This window comes from Nonomuraea sp. NPDC023979 (genome assembly GCF_040639085.1).
GTDB lineage: Bacteria > Actinomycetota > Actinomycetes > Streptosporangiales > Streptosporangiaceae > Nonomuraea > Nonomuraea ceibae.
Map to the genome: position 1 here is coordinate 121,265 of NZ_JBEZZG010000017.1, position 18,449 is coordinate 139,713.

The 18,449-nt window shown below is 73.5% G+C and carries 15 protein-coding genes and 2 pseudogenes; 10 read left to right on the forward strand and 7 right to left on the reverse strand.

Features of this window, described 5'->3' with window-relative positions; translation table 11 throughout:
• Positions 1 to 48 precede the first annotated feature (48 nt).
• The 4 genes from AB0G11_RS27630 to AB0G11_RS27645 all read left to right on the forward strand — a co-directional run bounded on the left by AB0G11_RS27630 (position 49) and on the right by AB0G11_RS27645 (position 4,831).
• Positions 49 to 1,644 carry an FAD-dependent oxidoreductase gene (locus AB0G11_RS27630; protein WP_357589335.1) on the forward strand — a complete coding sequence of 532 codons (1,596 nt, stop codon included), beginning with the start codon at positions 49 to 51 and terminating at the stop codon, positions 1,642 to 1,644.
• Between the two features lie 20 nt (positions 1,645 to 1,664).
• Positions 1,665 to 2,900: a cytochrome P450 gene (locus AB0G11_RS27635; RefSeq protein WP_357589337.1), complete on the forward strand. Its 1,236-nt coding sequence runs from the start codon at positions 1,665 to 1,667 to the stop codon at positions 2,898 to 2,900.
• 44 nt (positions 2,901 to 2,944) lie between these two features.
• A complete protein-coding gene (locus tag AB0G11_RS27640) occupies positions 2,945 to 3,547 on the forward strand; it encodes a TetR/AcrR family transcriptional regulator (protein WP_357589339.1) in 603 nt (200 codons plus the stop codon).
• Between the two features lie 72 nt (positions 3,548 to 3,619).
• Positions 3,620 to 4,831: an MFS transporter gene (locus AB0G11_RS27645; RefSeq protein ID WP_357589341.1), complete on the forward strand. Its 1,212-nt coding sequence runs from the start codon at positions 3,620 to 3,622 to the stop codon at positions 4,829 to 4,831.
• A 58-nt stretch (positions 4,832 to 4,889) separates the two neighbouring features.
• Here the strand turns inward: AB0G11_RS27645 and AB0G11_RS27650 are convergent, their stop codons facing one another.
• Positions 4,890 to 6,242, reverse strand: a complete 1,353-nt coding sequence (locus AB0G11_RS27650) for an MFS transporter (protein WP_219509088.1) — start codon at positions 6,240 to 6,242, stop codon at positions 4,890 to 4,892.
• 113 nt (positions 6,243 to 6,355) lie between these two features.
• Between AB0G11_RS27650 and AB0G11_RS27655 the strand changes: the two genes are divergently transcribed.
• Positions 6,356 to 8,992, forward strand: a complete 2,637-nt coding sequence (locus tag AB0G11_RS27655; RefSeq protein ID WP_357589343.1) for an AAA family ATPase — start codon at positions 6,356 to 6,358, stop codon at positions 8,990 to 8,992.
• Between the two features lie 40 nt (positions 8,993 to 9,032).
• Here AB0G11_RS27655 and AB0G11_RS27660 read toward each other — a convergent pair whose 3' ends face one another.
• Entirely contained in the window at positions 9,033 to 9,473 is a 441-nt protein-coding gene (locus AB0G11_RS27660; protein ID WP_308125945.1) for a DUF3592 domain-containing protein, read from the reverse strand.
• A 69-nt stretch (positions 9,474 to 9,542) separates the two neighbouring features.
• Complete coding sequence (locus tag AB0G11_RS27665; protein ID WP_219509082.1) at positions 9,543 to 10,439, reverse strand: NAD(P)H-binding protein; 897 nt, start codon at positions 10,437 to 10,439, stop codon at positions 9,543 to 9,545.
• A gap of 110 nt (positions 10,440 to 10,549) precedes the next feature.
• On the opposite strand from AB0G11_RS27665, the gene AB0G11_RS27670 reads away from it, so the two are divergent.
• The 5 genes and pseudogenes from AB0G11_RS27670 (at position 10,550) to AB0G11_RS27690 (ending at position 13,064) form a co-directional block, all read left to right on the forward strand.
• Positions 10,550 to 11,374 carry an alpha/beta fold hydrolase gene (locus tag AB0G11_RS27670; RefSeq protein WP_357589344.1) on the forward strand — a complete coding sequence of 275 codons (825 nt, stop codon included), beginning with the start codon at positions 10,550 to 10,552 and terminating at the stop codon, positions 11,372 to 11,374.
• A 23-nt stretch (positions 11,375 to 11,397) separates the two neighbouring features.
• A complete protein-coding gene (locus AB0G11_RS27675) occupies positions 11,398 to 12,165 on the forward strand; it encodes a MerR family transcriptional regulator (protein ID WP_219509079.1) in 768 nt (255 codons plus the stop codon).
• A 62-nt stretch (positions 12,166 to 12,227) separates the two neighbouring features.
• Positions 12,228 to 12,290 (forward strand): annotated as a pseudogene (locus AB0G11_RS27680) (FAD-dependent monooxygenase); the annotation flags it as partial.
• A pseudogene (locus AB0G11_RS27685) lies at positions 12,269 to 12,514 on the forward strand (hypothetical protein); the annotation flags it as partial. The pseudogenes AB0G11_RS27680 and AB0G11_RS27685, both read left to right, overlap by 22 nt.
• Complete coding sequence (locus AB0G11_RS27690; protein ID WP_219509077.1) at positions 12,501 to 13,064, forward strand: TetR family transcriptional regulator; 564 nt, start codon at positions 12,501 to 12,503, stop codon at positions 13,062 to 13,064. The pseudogene AB0G11_RS27685 and the gene AB0G11_RS27690, both read left to right, overlap by 14 nt.
• A 30-nt stretch (positions 13,065 to 13,094) precedes the next feature.
• On the opposite strand, the gene AB0G11_RS27695 is transcribed toward AB0G11_RS27690, so the two are convergent.
• From AB0G11_RS27695 to AB0G11_RS27710, 4 genes are all read right to left on the reverse strand, one after another.
• Complete coding sequence (locus tag AB0G11_RS27695) at positions 13,095 to 14,675, reverse strand: AMP-binding protein (protein WP_219509076.1); 1,581 nt, start codon at positions 14,673 to 14,675, stop codon at positions 13,095 to 13,097.
• A gap of 56 nt (positions 14,676 to 14,731) precedes the next feature.
• On the reverse strand, positions 14,732 to 15,595 hold the full coding sequence (locus AB0G11_RS27700) for an alpha/beta hydrolase (protein WP_219509075.1): 864 nt from the start codon (positions 15,593 to 15,595) through the stop codon (positions 14,732 to 14,734).
• Between the two features lie 120 nt (positions 15,596 to 15,715).
• Positions 15,716 to 17,287, reverse strand: coding sequence for a hypothetical protein (locus AB0G11_RS27705; protein ID WP_357589346.1), 1,572 nt, complete (start codon positions 17,285 to 17,287; stop codon positions 15,716 to 15,718).
• 69 nt (positions 17,288 to 17,356) lie between these two features.
• Positions 17,357 to 18,367, reverse strand: coding sequence for a LacI family DNA-binding transcriptional regulator (locus AB0G11_RS27710; RefSeq protein WP_357589348.1), 1,011 nt, complete (start codon positions 18,365 to 18,367; stop codon positions 17,357 to 17,359).
• Positions 18,368 to 18,449: the final 82 nt, after the last annotated feature.

Consider the following 18,449-nt stretch of genomic DNA (forward strand, 5'->3'; position numbering starts at 1 on the left):
GCCGCCACCGAGGAGCGGGGGCGCGTGCCCGCTCAACGGGGAGTGCCTGTGAGAGTCGTCGTCGACCTGACGCGCTGCCAGGGATACGGGCAGTGCGCCTTTCTCGCGCCGGACGTCTTCAGCATGCGCGAAGAGGCGCTCCTGTACGACCTCGACCCCGGCGACGAGCAGCGCGGGCACGTGCTGCGGGCGGCCGCGGCCTGCCCGGTCCAGGCTATCCATCTCGACTGGACCGAGACGTACGCCACCCAGGGACAGCCCCGGCCGTCCGGCCGGAAGATGACCGACGGCCGCATCGTCATCGTCGGCGCGTCGCTGGCCGGGGCCAGGGCCGCGGGGGTGCTCAGGCGGGAGGGGTTCGCCGGTTCGCTCACGGTGATCGGCGACGAGCGGCAGGAGCCGTACGACCGGCCGCCCCTGTCCAAGCAGGTGCTCACCGGCCAGGTCGCGCCCGGCCACACGATGCTGCCCCACCTGCGCGAGGTCGACGCCGAATGGCTGTGGGGCACCCCGGCGGCCGGGCTCGACATGGCCGGCAAGCAGGTGCGGCTGGCCGACGGCCGCGAGATCGGCTTCGACCGGGTGCTGCTCGCCACGGGCACCCGGGCCCGGCCGTGGCCGGACGAGGCGGAGGCCGCGCTGGAGGGCGTCCACACGCTGCGCACCACGGCCGACGCCGAGCGGCTGCGCGCCGCGCTGGCGGCCCGGCCCGGCCGGGTGCTCGTGCTCGGCGCCGGGTTCACCGGCAGCGAGATCGCCTCCGTCTGCCGCGAGCTGGACCTGCCGGTGACGGTCGTCGAACGCGGCCCAGCCCCGCTGGTCAACGCGCTCGGCGGCGTGATCGGCGACGTGGCGGCCGCGTTGCAGCGCGAGCACGGCGTGGACCTGCGGTGCGGCACGACGGTGACGGCGCTGGAAGGCGACGGGCAGGGCCGGTTGCGCGGGGCCCGCCTGTCCGACGGCAGCACCGTCGAGGCGGACGTGGCCGTCGTCGCGCTCGGCTCGATCCGCAACGTCGAGTGGCTGCGCGACTCCGGGCTGGCCGCCGGGGTGTGGGGCGTGGCCTGCGACGCGGGCTGCCGTGCCGTGGACACCAACGGCCTGGTCACCGACGACGTGTTCGTCGCCGGGGACATCGCCCGCTTCCCGCACCCGCTCTACGACTACCAGTTCATGACGCTGGAGCACTGGGGCAACGCGGTCGCCCAGGCGGAGATCGCCGCCCACAACATGGTCAGCGACCAGGCGCACCGGTGGCCGCACCTGTCGGTGCCTGTGTTCTGGTCCACCCAGTTCGGCGTCAACATCAAGTCGGTCGGCGTGCCGACCTTCGCCGACGAGGTCGTCATCACGCAGGGCTCTGTCGCCGAGCGCCGCTTCGCCGCCGTCTACGGCTACCGGGGCCGCGTCACCGCGGCGGTGACGTTCGACCAGGGGCTGTGGCTGGAGTTCTACCAGCGGCTGATCGAGTCGGCGGCGCCGTTCCCGCCGGAGTTCCGCCACGTCGATCAGGACGGCGACGGCGCGCCGGTGCCCGCGCGGGTGCCCGAACGGCTGGTCGCCACGGCGGGGGCCACCGTCGTGGTGACCGGCCACGACCCGGCCGAGCGCCGCGCCTCGCTGCTGCACGCGCCGCAGAGTTGATCGCCCCGGCAGGAGAAGACATGACCACGACCTCGTCCAGCGCCTTCGAGCGGATCCTCGACCCCTCGGGCCGCGCCGACCCCTACCCGCTGTTCGGCGAGCTGCGCCGCACTCCGGTCGCGCGCCAGCCCGACGGCACGTACGTCGTCAGCACGTACCGCGAGATCGTCGCGCTGCTGCACGACCCGAGGATCAGCTCCGACCGCCGCAACCTCGGCGGCCCGGACACGGACCCGGGCGCGAGCGGGAAGGAGGACGGCGCGATCTCGTTCATCGGGCTGGACCCGCCCGCGCACGACCGGCTGCGGCGGCTGGCCATGCGCCACTTCGGGCCGCCGCACTCCCCCGGCGTCGTGGACGGGCTGCGGCCGGCGATGCTGGCCATCACCACGGAGCTGATCGACGGCATCGCCGGCAAGCGGCGGGCCGACCTGGTGGACGAGGTCGCCTACCCGCTGCCCGTGGCGGTGATCTGCCGGCTGCTGGGCGTCCCGCAGGAGGACGAGCCGCAGTTCCACGCCTGGGCCGACCAGATCGTGGAAACGCTCGGACCGGGCGAGGAGAACCGCGCCGAGCGCGAGCGCGAACGCCTGGCCGTGGCGCGGGACCTGGAGCGCTATCTCGGCGGGCTGGCCGAGGAGCGCCGCCGGCAGCCGGGCGACGACATGCTGTCCGGGTTCGTCACGTACCGGGGGCCCGAGGGCGGCATGTCGCCCGAGGAGGTCGTCTCCACCGCCGTGCTGCTGCTCATCGCGGGCCACGAGACCACGATCAACCTCATCGCCAACGGCATGCTCACCTTCCTGCGCGATCCCGGCCTGCTCGACCGCCTGCGCGCCGATCCCGGCCTCATCGTCCCCGCCGTGGAGGAGCTCCTGCGGTACGAGCCGCCGGTGCAGCTGGTGTCCTCGCGAATCGCCCTGGACGACATCGTGGTCGCCGGCACGACGATTCCCGCCGGATCGCCGATCGTGCTCGCCCTGGCGGCGGGCAGCCGCGACCCCGGCCACGTGGCCGACCCGGACCGCTTCGACCCGTGCCGTGCCCGCAACGAGCACCTGGGCTTCGGCGGCGGCGTCCACTACTGCTTCGGCGCGCCGCTGGCCAGGCTGGAGGCGCAGATCGTGCTGGCCGAGCTCGTCCGCAGGCTGCGCGGGCCGCGCCTGGTCGCCGACCCGCCGCCGTACCGCCCGAGCGCCGTGCTGCGCGGGCCGCGCCACCTGCTGGTCGACTACGAGGGCGTCGCCCCTGCCTGAACCGTTTTGGATTTCAGAGTCCATTACATGTTAGGGTGTCCGTCATGGGCAGGCCACGGATGTTCGACGAGGTCAAGGTGCTCGACGCCGCGGCGGGCGAGTTCCGGGTGCGCGGGTTCGCCGGCACGTCGACCGAGCAGGTGTGCGAGGCGGCGGGCGTGCGGCGCAGCAGCCTCTACAACACCTTCGTCTCCAAGGACGAGCTCTACGTCCGCGCGCTGGAGCGCTACGTCGAGGTGACGGGCGCGCGGCAGGCCGCGATCCTCACCGACCAGGGCGTGCGCGGCGCCGAGCGGCTGCGCAGGCTCGTCGACGTGGTGGTCGCCGAGGAGCACGACGCCGCCGCCAGGGGCCACGCGGCCGGGTGCATGGTCGTGCACGGCTTCATGGACCCCGGCCTGCGCGAGCGGGACGAGCGCGTCGCCCGCCTCCTCGACCGCGACCTGCGCGAGCGGCGCGCCCTGGTGGGGGAGGCGATCCGCGCCGGGCAGCTCGACGGCAGCATCTTCCCCGGCGTCGACCCCGACGACGGCGCGCTGCTGGTCAGCACCGTCATCTCCGGCCTGCGGGTCACCGCGCAGGCCGGCACGGACCCCGAGACCCTGCGGCGGATCGCGCTGGCCGGGCTGCACGCCCTCCTGGGCTGACCCGCCGCCCCGGCCCTCGAAGGGCTTCCGCATGCCCTCATTTTGGATTCTCAATCACAGAAAGCCGATGACATGACCCGAACGGTTCCCCTGGTCGTCTACGTCCTGGCCGCCGGCATCTTCGCGATGGTGACCAGCGAATTCGCCGTCGCCGGCCTCATGCCCCAGCTCGCCGAGGGACTCGGCACCGGCATCGAGCAGATCGGCTACCTGGTGACGATCTTCGCCGTGGCGATGGCGGTCGGCGGTCCGGTCCTGACGATGGCGCTGCTGCGCGTACCGCCGAAGACCGCGCTGCTGGTCGTCATCGCCGTCTTCCTCGCCGGCAACGTCCTGGCCGCGCTCGCGGCCTCGTACCCGGTCATGGTGGTCGCGCGGGTCGTCAGCGGGGTGGCCTCGCAGGCGTTCTTCGGCATCGCCGTGTCGATGTGCGCCCGCGTGGTCGACGAGCGGATGCGCGGCCGGGCGGTCGGCGTGGCGATGAGCGGGCTCATGCTCGGCACGCTGCTCGGGCTGCCGCTGGCGACGTTCGTCGGCGGGCGGCTCGGCTGGCAGGCGGCCTTCTGGACCATCTCGGCGCTCACCGTGATCGCCGCGATCCTCACCGTCGCCTACGTCCGCGACCCCGCGCGGCCCGACGCCGCGGCGGCTCCGCCGGCGTCGCTGCGCGACGAGCTCGCCGTGCTGCGCCGGCCCCAGTTCCTGCTGGCGATCGTCTCCAGCACGCTGATCATCGGCGCGACCTTCTCCGCGTTCAGCTTCTTCACCCCCGTCCTGACCCGGGTCACCGGCTTCGGCGAGGGCACCGTCCCGCTGCTCCTGCTCGCCTACGGCGCCGCCACGCTGATCGGCAACGCGATCGTCGGCCGGCTGGCCGACCGGCGCACCGTCGCCACGCTGCTGACCGGCACCGCGCTCAACGCGGTCTCCCTGGCGGGGCTGGCGCTCTTCACCGACGTCCCCGCCGCGGCGGTGGCGTTCATGCTCGGCATCGGCCTGACCGGCGTGACCATGAACCCCGCGATGGCCGTGCGCGTGCAGCGAGCCGGCAGCACCGCTCCGCTGGTCAACAGCGTGCACGCCTCGTTCATCACGCTCGGGGTCGTCCTCGGCTCCGCGATCGGCTCGGCGCTCATCCCCGGCTACGGGCTCCGCGCCCCGATCGTGCTGGGCGTCGTGCTGGCCGTCCTGGCGATCCTCACGATCCTGCCCGCGCTCGCCAGCCGCTACCTGCGCACCGGCGACCGCGACGAGGCCGCCGAACCGGCCCTCTCCCCCGTGTGACGGCCGGGCCGGGGGCGAGGAGGCCGGTACGTCATGGGCGGCCGTCCGGGCTGACGGGCTACGGCGTGCGGGAGGGCAGGGCGACGGCGGCGAAGAGGCCGAGCGCGGTGCCGGCGGCGGCGGCGTACACCGCGGCCGGCATCCCCCACGCGGCGGAGACCGCGACCAGGACCGCCAGGCCGGTGGCGATGCCCACCTGGAAGGCGGTCGACGCCATCCCGCTCGCCGTGCCCTGCTCGTGATCGGCCACCCCCGTGCCGGTGGCGGCGAACATGGCGGGGAAGACGATGCCCATCCCCAGCCCGTAGACGACCACGCCGGGAAGCAGCGCGACGAAGCCGGCCTGGGCGCCCATCGAGGCGGCGAGCAGGACGTTCCCGGCCACCCCGGCGAGCAGTCCGACGATCAGCGTCGTACGGGTGCCGAAGCGGTGCATGAGCCGCTCGGAGCAGAAGTCCCCGGCGGCGATGACCAGCGACATCACCAGGAACGCCAGCCCGGCCTGGAGCGCGGTGTAGGCGAGCACGTCCTGGAAGTACAGCGTGAGGAAGAACATGACGGTGTTCATGGCCGCCCCGAACGGGACGATCACCAGGATGCCCGCGCTGAGGTTGCGGTTGGCCAGCAGGCGCAGCGGCATCAGCGGCGAGCGGCTGCGCGCCTCGATCGCCACGAACCCGGCCAGCGACAGCACCGCGAGCACCCCCGCCACGGCCACCGTCGTGGTGAGCCCGGCCTCACCGGCCTGGGCGATGGTGAACACCAGCAGCGTGGCCCCGGCCGTCCCGGTGATCGCCCCGGGGATGTCGAACGCGCCGCGCGCCTGCGGACGGTCGGCGTCGAGCAGCGTGAACGCGCCGATCAGCGCCGCGCCCACCAGCGGGAGGTTCACCCAGAACACGGCCTGCCAGCCGAAGGCGTGGGTGAGCAGCCCGCCCAGCAGCGCGCCCAGGCTGAGCCCGCCCGCCCCGGCCAGCGCCCACCACATCAGCGCCCGGTTGCGCTGCCTGCCCTCGGCGAACACCGTGTTCACCAGCGACAGCGTGGCGGGGAACACGAGCGCCGCGCCGATCCCCTGCAACACCCGGGCGACGATCAGCGGCGCCGGGGAGGAGGCCAGGCCACCGAGGACCGAGGCCGCGCCGAACAGGATCAATCCGGCGTTCAGCGTCCTGCGCCGCCCCAGCAGGTCGGCCAGCCGGCCGCCCAGCAGCAGGAACCCGCCGTAGAAGACGGCATAGGCGCTGACCACCCACTGCAGGCCGTGCGCGGTGAAGCCCGCGTCCTGCCCGATGTGCGGGAGCGCGACATAGATGATGGTGAAGTCCAGCGACGTGATCAGATTGGCGAACGCCAGGAGGGCGAGGGTCAGCCCGGCCAACCGGCCCGGCCTGCTTTGCGTGACAGTCATGATCCCGACCGTAGGAACCACACCCCATCCCCCGAATCGGTAAAAATTACGGAATTGCGGTTGGCCGGGCAGGGTTACGTATGGGTACTGACACACCTACGGACGGAGGACCGGTGCTGTACGGGCGGGCAGCCGAGCAGGAAGCCGTCGAGGCGCTCCTGACCGCCGCCGCGAGCAGGCGCAGCGGCGCCGTGGTGATCCGCGGCGAGGCCGGCATCGGCAAGTCGGCGCTCGCCGACTGGACCGCCTCCACCGCCGCCGCGCGCGGCTTCCGCATCCTGCGCGTGACCGGCGTGGAGAGCGAGGCCGACCTGGCGTACGCGGGCCTCGTCCAGCTGCTCTGGCCCGTCCAGGAGCACATCGCCGCCCTCCCCCGGCCCCAGGCCGACGCCCTGCGGGCGGTGCTGGGCACCGGTGGCGCCACCGGCGTGGACCGCTTCCTCAACGCCCTGGCCGTGCTCACCCTCCTCACCGAGCTCGCCGACCGGCAGCCCGTGCTCTGCCTCGTCGACGACGCCCACTGGGTCGACCGCGCCACGACGGAGGCGCTGCTGTTCACCGCCCGGCGCCTGGCCGCGGAGGGCGTCGTCATGGTGTTCTCGGCCCGCACCGGCTCCTTCGACGCCGCCGGCCTCGCCGAACTCCACCTGTCACGCCTGAGCGACGCCGACGCGGCGCGGGTCCTCGCCGTGCGCAAGCTCCCGGCGGCCCTGGCGGAACGGATCATCGCCGAATCGGGCGGCAACCCCCTCGCGCTCGTCGAGTTCGCCGCCTCGCCCGCCCCCCAGCCGGACCCCGCGGCCCCGCTGCCGGTCCCCGACCGGCTCACCGGCCTGTTCCACGCGCAGATCGCCGGCCTCCCCCAGCGCACCCGCACCATGCTCTCCCTGGCCGCCGCCGAGGGCCGCGGCCACCTGCCCACCCTCGCCACGGCCGGGCGAGCGCTCGGCGCGACCCTGAGCGACCTCGACAAGGCCGACCGCGCCGGGCTGATCTGCATCACGACGGACCGGGTCGTCTTCCGCCACCCGATGATCCGCAACGCCGCCTACCACGCCCTCGCGCCCAGCCGCCGGCTCGCCGTCCACGCCGCCCTGGCCGCCGCGATCGACGACCCCGACCTGCGCGTACGCCACCTGTCCGCCGCCACCACCGAGCCGCACGAGCCGACCGCCGCCGACCTCGCCGCAGCCGCGAGCCGGGCGCACGCCCGGGGCGCGTACGCCTCGGCCGCCCACCTGTACGAGCGGGCCGCCCGGCTCACCCCCGACCCGCGCCGCCGCGCCGAACGCCGGGCGCGAGCCGCCGAGCAGGCCCTCGCCGCGGGGGACACCGACCACGCCGAGACCCTCGCGGCCGACGCCGCCACCACGACGGCCGACGGCCCCCACCGGGCCCGCGTCGCCCGGGTCCGCGCCGCGGTCGCCTTCGAACGCGAGAACCCCGGCCACGCGGCCCTCCTGCTCATCGACGGCGCCACCGGGGCCGAACCGGACGACGCGGCCGAGATGCTCCGGCTCGCCGCGGGCTACGGCTGGTTCTCCGGCGACCCCGCCACCGTCCACACCGCCGCCGCGCGCCTCGACGCCCTCGGCCTGCCCGACGACACGGCGACCGGCATGGCGCTGCTCATCGAGCAGGACTACCCGGCCGGCGTGCGCCGGCTCGAACGCCACGTACGGCGCACCCTCTCGGCAGGCGGCGACCCCGAGCGCATCCACGCCATCTACGCCGCCGCCCTGCTCGGCGACGACGACGCCGTCCTGGAGCTCACCGCCGCCGAGATCGAGAAGTACCGCAGGCAGGGGCTCATCGGCCGCCTGCCGAAGGTCCTGCAGAACCGGTGCACCGCCCTCTTCCGGGCCGGCCGCCCCCAGGACGCCGCCGCGGCCGCCGCCGAGGCCGTCACGATCGCCCGCGACACCGGCCTGCTCCGACGCATCGACGAGATCGAGGTGGCGCTCGCCTGGATCGCCGCCGCCGAAGGCGACGAAGCCCGCTGCCGCGAGCTCGTCGCCGACGCCACCGACACCAGCCGCGTGGCCGCGGCCTGCGCCCTCAGCCTCCTCGACCTCGGGCTCGGCCGCGACGAGGAGGCCCTGCGGCGGCTAGAAGCCGCCCACGCCGGGCCGGGCCACCACGTCACCGTGCTCACCACGTCCATGCCGGACCTCGTCGAAGCCGCCGTGCGGATCGGCGCCGCCGAACGGGCCGAGGAGCCGCTGCGCCGCTTCGAGGCATGGGCCCACGCGAGCCGCCGGCCCTGGGCCGAAGCCGTCGCGCTGCGCTGCCGCGCCCTGCTCACCGGCTCCCCCGACCTGTACGCCGACGCGCTGGCCCTGCACGCCAAGGGCGGCAGGCCGTTCGAGCGGGCCAGGACCGCCCTGCTGTACGGCGAGCGGCTCCGCCGCGACCGCCGCGCCGCCGAAGCGCGCGAGCACCTCACCACGGCGCTGCGGATCTTCGAGGAGCTGCGCGCCCGTCCCTGGGCCGAACGCAGCCGTGGCGAGCTGCGCGCCATCGGCGCCCCGGCCGGCCCCGCCCGGCCGGCCGCGCCCAACCCCCTGGACCGGCTGACCCCGCAGGAGCTGCAGGTCACCCGGCTGGCCGCGGAGGGCCACACCAGCAGGGAGATCGCCGCCCGGCTGTTCCTCAGCCGCCGGACCGTCGAACACCACCTCTACCGGGCCTACCCGAAGCTCGGCGTCACCTCCCGCCGCGAGCTGGCCCGGCTCAGCATCTTCGGCTGAACCCGCCGGCCTGGAAACCACCGGTCTGGAAACCACCGGCCTAGAAACCACCGCCGCCGAACGAGCCGAAGAACTCGGAGAAGACGGCGAAGAACGCCAGACCCGCGACGGCCGCCACGAGCCCGAGGACGATGCCCCCGTAGCCGCCGCCGACGGCGCCGGCGGGCGCGGCGTGCGTCGGGTCCTGCGGGTCGTACAGGACCTCGACCTCCCGGCCGACCCCCAGGTCCGACACCGCCCACGACTCGGTGGTCACCTCCCGCCCCTCCACGGTCGTGAACGTCAGCACCGGCCGCCGGCTCGCCCGCAGATGCTCACCCCGCCCGGCGAACGTCGTCCGCACGTCGGCGACCACGCCCGGCACCCGCCGCGCCCCGCGCACGAACCGCCTGCCGTTCACGATCCCCCTGACCGACCCCCACGCGATCACCGCGCCGAACGCCACGAACAGCAACGGAAAATACGCGAAGACCTGCTCCACCAAGGTTCCCCCTGAGCTCGACACACCCTGACAACGATCAACGGCCCCGCGAAGTTCGCACGGCGCGGCTCAGCCGGTCGCGCCGAGGGCGGGGCGCAGCTCGGCCCACGCCCACGCCCCGAGCGTCGTGTCGGTCGTCGTCACCGCGGTCCGCGGCTGCTCGGGCACGAAGCCGTCACGCAACCCGGTCGACATGCCCATCACCGCCTCCACCCGCGCCGGCGACAGCCCCGCGCCCGTCAGCGCCGCCCGCATGTCCTCGTCGGCCACCCGGCGGACCGTGACCGTACGCCCCACGACCTCCCCGACCACGGCCACCGCCTCCTCCCACGACAGGTCCCCCGGCCCGTGCACCGCCTGCACCCGCCGCCCCGACCAGTCACGGCTCAGCACCAGCGACGCGCCCACCGCCGCGATGTCCGCCGGAGCCACCCACGCGAACGGCATCCCGGTCGGCAGCAGCACGGACACCTCACCCGCCCGGATGCCGTCGAGCTCGTACAGCAGGTTGCTGTAGAAGAAGCCGCACCGCAGGTGGGTGACGGCCAGACCCGCCTCCCCGACGACGACGCGGTCCAGCGTCTGCTCCACCCGCGCCAGCCCGTCGATCTCCCCGGCGCCCTCCCGCAGCTCCGCCCCCACGCTGCTCTGCAGCACCGTTCGCGGCACGCCGTTGCGGGCCACCGCGGCGGCCACGACCTCCCCCACTTCGGCGTACGCGGCCACCGGATCGTCGCCGTCACCCGGCGGCACGACCAGGAACAGCGCGTCCACGCCCCGCGTAGCCTGCGACACGGCCCCGGCGTCCCGCAGATCGACCTCTCGCGCGTCGACGAGGTCACCCCAGGCCGCGCGCAGCCGCTCAGGATGACGGCTCAGCAGCCGGGGGCGGACCCCGGCACGGACCAGATGCCCGACCAGAAAACGACCGACGTTGCCGGCCGGTGCAGTGACAGCGATCTCCATACCGCCACCGTACGAACAGATGCGGCCGGATCCCGGCCGCAACTCACCCTCCGGCCCGGCCCGAGGGACGGCTTGACCCTGACGCTGGGTCAAGCTTTCAGCATGGTGGCATGACCGATGAAGAGCGGGCGGAGAGAGACGACACGACCATGCGGCACTTCACCATCCGGCACGACGGCGTCACGATCCCGGTGTCCCAAGGGGGCCGGGGACGGCCGCTGGTCCTGTGCCCCGGGCTGAACTCCACCCAGGCCGACCTGCGCGAGCTGGCCGAGCTGCTGCGACGCGACCACGAGGTGGTGACCTTCGACCTGCGCGGCCACGGCCTCGCCTCGGCCGCCGGCCGCTACTCCTTCGAGGCGTTCCTCGGCGATCTCGGCGCGGTGATGGCGGAGCTGGGGCGGCGCGGCCTGGCCGAGGCGCCCGTGCTGGCGGGCTATTCGCTGGGCGCCGACCTCGCCGTGCACTACGCCTGCGAGCATCCCGGCGCCGTCGCCGGGCTCGTCCTCGTCGACGGGGCGAACCCGGTGCCGGAACCGTTCGTCACCGAGGCCCTCCTGCCGCGGTTCCGCGCCATGTGGGAGGGCCTGGCGGCCCAGCAGGAGGCCCTGCGGGGCACCGCGCGCCAGGTGCTGCTCACCGCCCAGGAGATCGCCGAGCTGAACCTCGAGATCGACGCGATCCGGGCAGGGATCCTCGACCGGTACAAGAAGATCGACCGGCCCATCACCATGATCATGTCGACCTCGATGGCCGGCGGCGACGGCGAGGGACCCGCGGCGGGCTTCAACCTGAACTGGCGGGCGGGCGTCGAACGGCTCGTCCGCGCGCACCCGCACATCACCACCACCTGGCTCGACGCCGACCACCAGCTCGTCTTCACCCATGCCCACGAGATCGCCCGGATCATCGGCAGGGCGACGGCGAGCTTCTGAAGCGATTCCTGGAGAGTGCTCTGATGCTGACCATCGGCGAACTGGCGTCGTACGCGGGAGTGACGGTCCGCGCGGTGCGGCACTACCACGCCAAGGGGCTGCTGCCCGAGCCGGAACGGGACCAGTCCGGCTACCGCAGGTACGACGGCGGCGCCGTGGTCGAGCTGATCAGGATCCGGACCCTGGCCGAGGCCGGGGTCCCGCTGGCACGGGTGCGAGAGCTGCTGCGGGCCGGCGAGGAGGAGTTCGCCGCGGCGATCGCGGACATCGACCGGAGGCTGCGGGCGGAGATCCGCGAGCGGCAGCGGCATCGCGAGCGGATCGCCCGCCTGGCCGCCGGAGAACTGCTGGTGCTGCCCCCGGAGGTGGTCGCGTATCTGGACCGGCTGCGGGAGCTCGGGGTCGACGAGCGGATCGTCCAGGCCGAGCGCGAGGGCTGGATCCCCTTGGCGGCCCACTCCCCCGGGCGGGTGCCGGAGTGGATGGCGCGCAAACGGGAGCAGCTCGGCGACCCGCGGTTCGTCGACTTCCTCCTCACCCTGAGCCAGGCGCTGGACCGGGCCGACGACGACCCGCTGCTGGCCGGGCTGGCGGACAGGCTGGCCGCCTACCTCACGCGGCTGGCCGACGAGCGCGGCGAGGACTACGTCGACGACACCGGCATCGAGCTGCCGCTCGCCGCGCTGATGGACACGCTGGCGTTCGCGACGGTGCCGCCGGCGCGGCGGCTGATCGAGCTCCTGAGGCAGCGCGGCTGGACGGGCTGGACCAGGCTCGAACGCCTGCGTTGACGCGGCCGACCCACCATGCGCTATACATGTAGCGATACAGATGTAGCGAATGGAGTCGAGTCATGCACGACGTCGTCATCGTGGGAGCCGGCCCCACCGGACTGATGGCCGCCTGCGAGCTCGCGCCGGCACCTTCGTCCTGCTCTCCGACCACGGCGTCCCGGCCCCGTGGCGCACCCGCGTCCGGCACGCCAGACCCCTGACCAGCACCAGGCCCGAGGCGACGCTGATCCGCCCCGACGGGTACGTGGCCTGGGCCGGGGACCACACCGGCGTCGAAGCGGCTCTGGTGAAATGGTGCGGTCCGGCCGGCCACCCCACCAGGGAAGGAAACCATGCCACCGCCTAACCCCCAGCGCCGCGACCACCTGGCCGACGCGGCCATCACCGTGCTGGCCGAGCAGGGGTCACGCGGGCTGACCCACCGAGCCGTCGACACCGCCGCCGCCGTGCCGGCCGGCACCGCCTCGCGCTACTTCCGCACCCGCGACGCGCTGCTCGACGGGGTCATCGAGCGCATCACCCACCGGCTCGGCGAACGCGTGGACTCCTACACCGTCCGGCCGATCTCGCCGGCCGACCTGGAGGAGGCGCTGGTCGGCGTCCTGACCACGATGCTGAGCGACCGGCACGACCCGCTCGCCCTGTTCGAGCTGCACCTGGAGAGCACCAGGAACCCCCGGCTGCGGCGCGTGCTGACCGGCGCCCTGCACAGCCGGAGCGATCTCCTCGTCCGCCAGTGCCGCGCCGCCGGGATCGACATCGGCCAGGACGAGGCCATGCTCCTGGAGATGAGCGTGCTCGGCATCCTGTTCACCGCCCTCACCACCGGCGTGCCCGAGTCCCCGAGCGAGCCGATCCGCACCGCCGTGCGGGCTCTCCTGGCCCGGACCGGCTGATCGCTCTATCAGCGGGCTTTACGTTGTAGATCACGTAAGGCCGAGCAGGCGGACGCTCTCCTCCCGCATCTCGACCTTGCGGATCTTGCCGGTGACCGTCATCGGGAAGCCGTCGACGACGTGGACGTAGCGCGGGATCTTGTAGTGGGCGAGCCTGCCCGCGCAGAACTCGCGCACGGCCGCCGCGGTCAGCGGCTCGCTCCCCTCCCGCATGACGATCCAGGCCATCAGCTCCTCCCCGTACTTCTCGTCAGGCACGCCGATCACCTGCACGTCGGCGATGCCGGGATGATGGTGGAGGAACTCCTCGATCTCGCGCGGGTAGACGTTCTCCCCTCCCCTGATGACCATGTCCTTGATCCGGCCGACCACGTTGACATAGCCGTCGGCGTCCATGGTGGCCAGGTCGCCGGTGTGCATCCAGCGGGCGGCGTCGATGGCCTGGGCGGTGAGCTCCGGCTCGTTCCAGTAGCCGAGCATCACCGAGTAGCCGCGCGTGCACAGCTCGCCCGGCTCGCCGCGCGGCACGGTCAGCCCGGTCTCCGGGTGCGTGATCTTGACCTCGACGTGCGGCATCACCTGCCCGACGGTCTCGGTGCGGCGTCGCAGGTCGTCGTCGGACCTGGTCATGGTGGAGACGGGCGAGGTCTCGGTCATGCCGTAGCAGATGGCGACCTCGGCCATGTTCATCTCGGTGACGACGCGCTTCATCACCTCGACGGGGCAGGGCGAGCCCGCCATGATGCCGGTGCGCAGGCTGGACAGGTCGAAGCGTCCCGCGAGGGCGAGCTCGGCGATGAACATGGTCGGCACCCCGTACAGGGAGGTGCACCGCTCCTGCTGGACGGCGCGCAGCGTCGCCTCCGGGTCGAAGCCGGGCGCCGGGATGACGACGCAGGCGCCGTGGGAGGTGGCGCCCAGGTTGCCCATCACCATGCCGAAGCAGTGGTAGAAGGGCACCGGCAGGCAGACCCGGTCGTGCTCGGTGTAGCCGATGCCCTCGCCGACGAAGTAGCCGTTGTTGAGGATGTTGTGGTGCGAGAGCGTGGCGCCCTTGGGGAAGCCCGTCGTGCCCGAGGTGTACTGGATGTTGATCGGGTCGTCGGGACTGAGTGCGGCCATGCGCTCGCGCAGCGCCTCCTCGGGGGCGAGCGCCTCCAGCGGGCCGGGCTCGCCGAGGTAGACGACGCCGGAGAAGCCGATCTCCTCGATCATCGCCCGGTAGTCGCTGCCCTTGTGCGTGCGCGCGCTGAACAGCAGGCGCATCCCCGACTGCCTGACGACGAAGTCGAGCTCGTGGGCGCGGTAGGCGGGGTTGACGTTGACCAGGATCGCGCCGATCTTCGCGGTGGCGTACTGGACGATCACCCACTCGGCGCAGTTGGGCGCCCAGATGCCGACCCGGTCGCCCTTGGCGATGCCGGCGGCCAGGAGCGCGCGGGCGAGCCGGTTCACGTCGGCGTCGAGCTCCGCGTACGTCCAGCGGCGGCCGGTGGGCACGTCGACGAGGGCCTCGCGGTCGCCGAAGCGCCGGACGGTCCGTTCGAAGTTGTCGCCGATGGTCTCGCCCAGCAGCGGGGCCGGCGCGACCGCGCTCGAATAGGACCACATGTCAAAACCTCCGATCGGTGCATTCATTGAAGACCACGGGGTGGCCGGGTGACCAGCTAGACGAGGTTCTTGAGGGCCTGGTTCTGCCAGGCGGCATTGGCCGTCAGCTCGGGGGCGGCTCCGGCGAACGCCCCTCGGGCCTGCGTGTCGCCCATGAGGCGATAGCGCAGCCAGGCGGTCACGTAGCCGAGGAAGGCGCCGCCGGTGTTCTGGATGTCGTTGTGTCCCGCGCCCTTGAGCAGCGCCATCCCCGCCCCGGCGGTGGCCTGGTCGTAGTAGCCGCGCACGGTCGCGGCCGAGGAGATCAGCCAGTCGTTCGCGCCGCTGAGGAAGAGCGCCGGGCAGGTCAGGTCGGCGACGGAGAACTCGTCCCCGGGGCTCGCCATCCACTGCGCGGGCACGGCGATCGGCACGACGGTCGTGATCAGCCCGGCGGAGTCGTTGGCCGCGTTGATCGAGCCGCCCGCGCCCTGGGAGTGGCCGACGGCGGCGATCCGGGTGGCGTCCAGCTTGCCGTGGAAGACGCTGGCGGGGTCGTCGCCGAGGGCGGCGAGGTGCTGGGCGGCGGCCAGGATCTCGGCGCCGGTGCCGGTGGTCGTGTCGGTGGAGGCGATCACCGCGAAGCCCCATGAGGCGAGGTGGTTGAGCAGTCCCGGGTAGTTGTCGGGGGTGGCCCACGAGCCGTTGCCCCAGGTGACGATCGGGTGGGTGACGCCGCCCGCGCCCAGGGTGGCGGGGTGGTACAGGCGGTGGCCGCCGGAGGTTCCGGTGGTGACCGGCCACGGGCCGGTCGCCTGGTAGGCCGACTCGATGGTGGCGGAGGCGGCGGCGGCGCTCTCGGCGGCCGACGCCAGGAACGCGGCCGGCAGGAGGCCGAGCGTCCCTGCGCGCAGGGCCTGGCGACGGGTGATGTTCTTCATGGGCACCTCACGGGTGGTCCGGAGACGCGGGCGTCTCCTGGGGTGGGGGGAAGCACCGGCACGGTGCGCGGGCTCCGCGCGGCCGTGCCGGTGGGCGTGCCGTTGGATAGACGGCGGTGGTCAGGCGCAGCCGGGGGTGCCGGAGGCGCGCTGCTGGCGCATGGCGGTCACGTCGCCCGCGACGGCGGACTGCGCCATCGGGCCGAGGTCGAGCACGACGTCGGTGAAGGCGAGCGACGCCTTGCGCATGACCGCCAGGTCGATCGCCTCGGCCCCGAACTTCGGCGAGAACAGCGTCTTCGGCGCCGCGATGGGCGCGATCACGGGCAGCAGGTGCTGGTTGTACGGGGTGCCCTCGCCGCCGAAGGAGCAGTGACGCGGCACCTTGGTGAGGTCGGCCGCCGACAGGCCCTTGAGGATCGCGGTGCGCCGTACGTCCCAGTGCTCGATGTGGCCCCTGACCAGCTCGCGCAGCGGGGTGCTCTCGCTGACGGGGACCAGCAGCAGCTCGGTGAGCGCGGGGTCGGCGACGAGCTGGCGGCCCGGCAGGCCGCCCGGCCTGGCGACCGCGTCGTAGCGCCGGGCGCCCAGGTGCTCCAGGACGACGACGGAGGAGACCCCGCCCTGGTCGTACTCGGCGTCGAGCTGGGCGGCGAGCCGGCCCGCGCCGCCCTCGCGCACGTCCGGGCCGGTCAGGTGCTGGTAGAGGTGACCGGTGACGAAGGCGAACTGCACCGTGCGCGGGCGGCACGCCACCGGCAGCGACGCCAGGTAGCGGGCCATCTCGATCATGGTGAGCGGGCCGTTGTCCCACACCGGGCTCATGCCGTCGGTGTGGCTCTCGACGACGATCTTCTGCGCGGCGCCGCCGGGGAGCGTCGCGAGCAGGGTGCGGGTGGTCGTCGGCGTCCAGGCGGCGTTCACGGTGAGCGCGGCCTGGACCTGCTGCCCGGCGGCCAGCGCGTCCTTGATCTGCTTGCCCTGGTCGGCGCCGACGTACACGCCGGGCACGCCGTACGGCAGGCCCTCGTAGGGCGCGTACATGCCCTCGATCTGGGCGTGCGGGAGCGTGCTGATCTCGATCACGCCCAGCGCGCCCGCGGCGGCGGCGGCCTTCAGGTCGGCGTCGGCCGCGGCCGGGGCCTCCATCGACTCCGAGCCGAGCATGTTGATCGTGAGGCCGGGGTCGTACATGGAGTAGCCGAGCGTGGGCGGATAGAAGAGCAGGTTCGGCACGTTGGTCCACGGCAGGTCCCGGACGACGATCTTCCCGGCGGCGTTGGCCGCGGTGATGCCCGTGCCGGCGGGCAGGTGGACGAGCGGCGCCGTGACGCCGGCGGCGGCGGAGAACGGCACCGGGGCGGCCACCTGCACCGGCGTGCCGCCGACGGTCAGGGTGGCGCCGAGGCTGTCCCAGCGGTCTATGGCGTAGGGCAGGGAGGAGAGCTGGAGGCCGGGGACGGCCGCCAGCTCGTCCTCCAGCCAGTCGATGTAGCCGGCGTGCGCGGTGGAGCCGGTCGGCCTGGGGCCGAACGTCTCCTGCTGCTCGGCCAGCTCGCCCAGGCGGGCCTCGGTGGCGAACGCGGCGGGGTCGACGCGGACGGGGCAGGTCAGGGTGGCCGCCTGGGCGGCGGCCGGCAGGGCTGGTGTGATCAGGGGGAGGAGAAGGGCGAGCAGGGCGAGTCGTCTCACGGGGGTCCTTCCAACGAAACGTTTTAATACGTGGTCCGCGACAGTCCCCCGATGCGCGGCCGGGCGTTCTCAGTGGCGGGGCGGGCCTGTGGTGCCCCGGACGATCAGCGTCGGCGAGACCGACGAGGTCACCGACCGGGTCCGGCCCTCGATGCGTTCGACGAGCAGTTGCGCGGCGATCGCCCCGATGGCCTGCCCGTCCTGGTCGACGCTGGTGAGCGAGATGCGCTTGAGCGAGGCGATGCCGATGTTGTCGTAGCCGGCGACCGACAGGTCCTCCGGCACCGACAGGCCCGCCTCGTCGGCGGCGCGCAGCACGCCGAGCGCCGCGATGTCGGCCCCGGCGAAGATCGCGGTGGGCCGGTCGGCGCGGGCGAGCAGTTGCCGCGCGCCCTCGTAGCCGCCCTCCTCGGTGAAGGAGGTCGCCAGCACGTCGTCGGCCAGCCCGTGGGCGCGCATCGCCTGGCGGTAGCCTTCGGCGCGCACCGTGTGCGGGAGCCCCTGGGCGCGGGCGCGCTCCAGGTGGGTGATGTGCGCGATCCGGGTGTGCCCGAGCCCGACCAGGTGGTCGACCACGAGCCTGGCCCCCATGACGTCGTCGTCGACGACCGCGCCGTAGGCGGCGGAGCCGCCGTGCCGCCCCACCACGACGACGGGGACGGCCGTCGCGATGGCGGTGAGCTCGGCGTCCGTCATGACCGGGGAGATCAGGATGAGCCCGTCCATGCTCCGGTCGATCATGGCGTCGGTCATCCGGGCCTGCGTCCTGGGCTCGATCCCGCCGGGGCCGAGCAGCACCTGGTACTGGGTGTCGCTCAGGTGCCCGGTGACGCCCTCGATGATGTCGGGGAAGAACGGGTTGCGGGTGTCGGAGAGCATGACGCCGAGCGTGTAGGTGCGTCCGCGCAGGGCGCGGGCCGCGGCGTGCGGGCGGTAGCCCAGCTCGTCGATGGCCTGCGACACCTTGGCCTGCATCTCCGCGCTCACGCCGTAGGCGCCGCGCACCACCTTGGACACGGCCGCCGTGGACACTCCGGCCCGCCTGGCCACGTCGGCGATCGTCACCCGTCCGCTCGGCACACGCCGTCCTTTCTCTCGTAGAACGAACTACACGATCTTTCTGAGGGAGGAGGCTAACTCGGATCGATGCTCAGGTCTACCT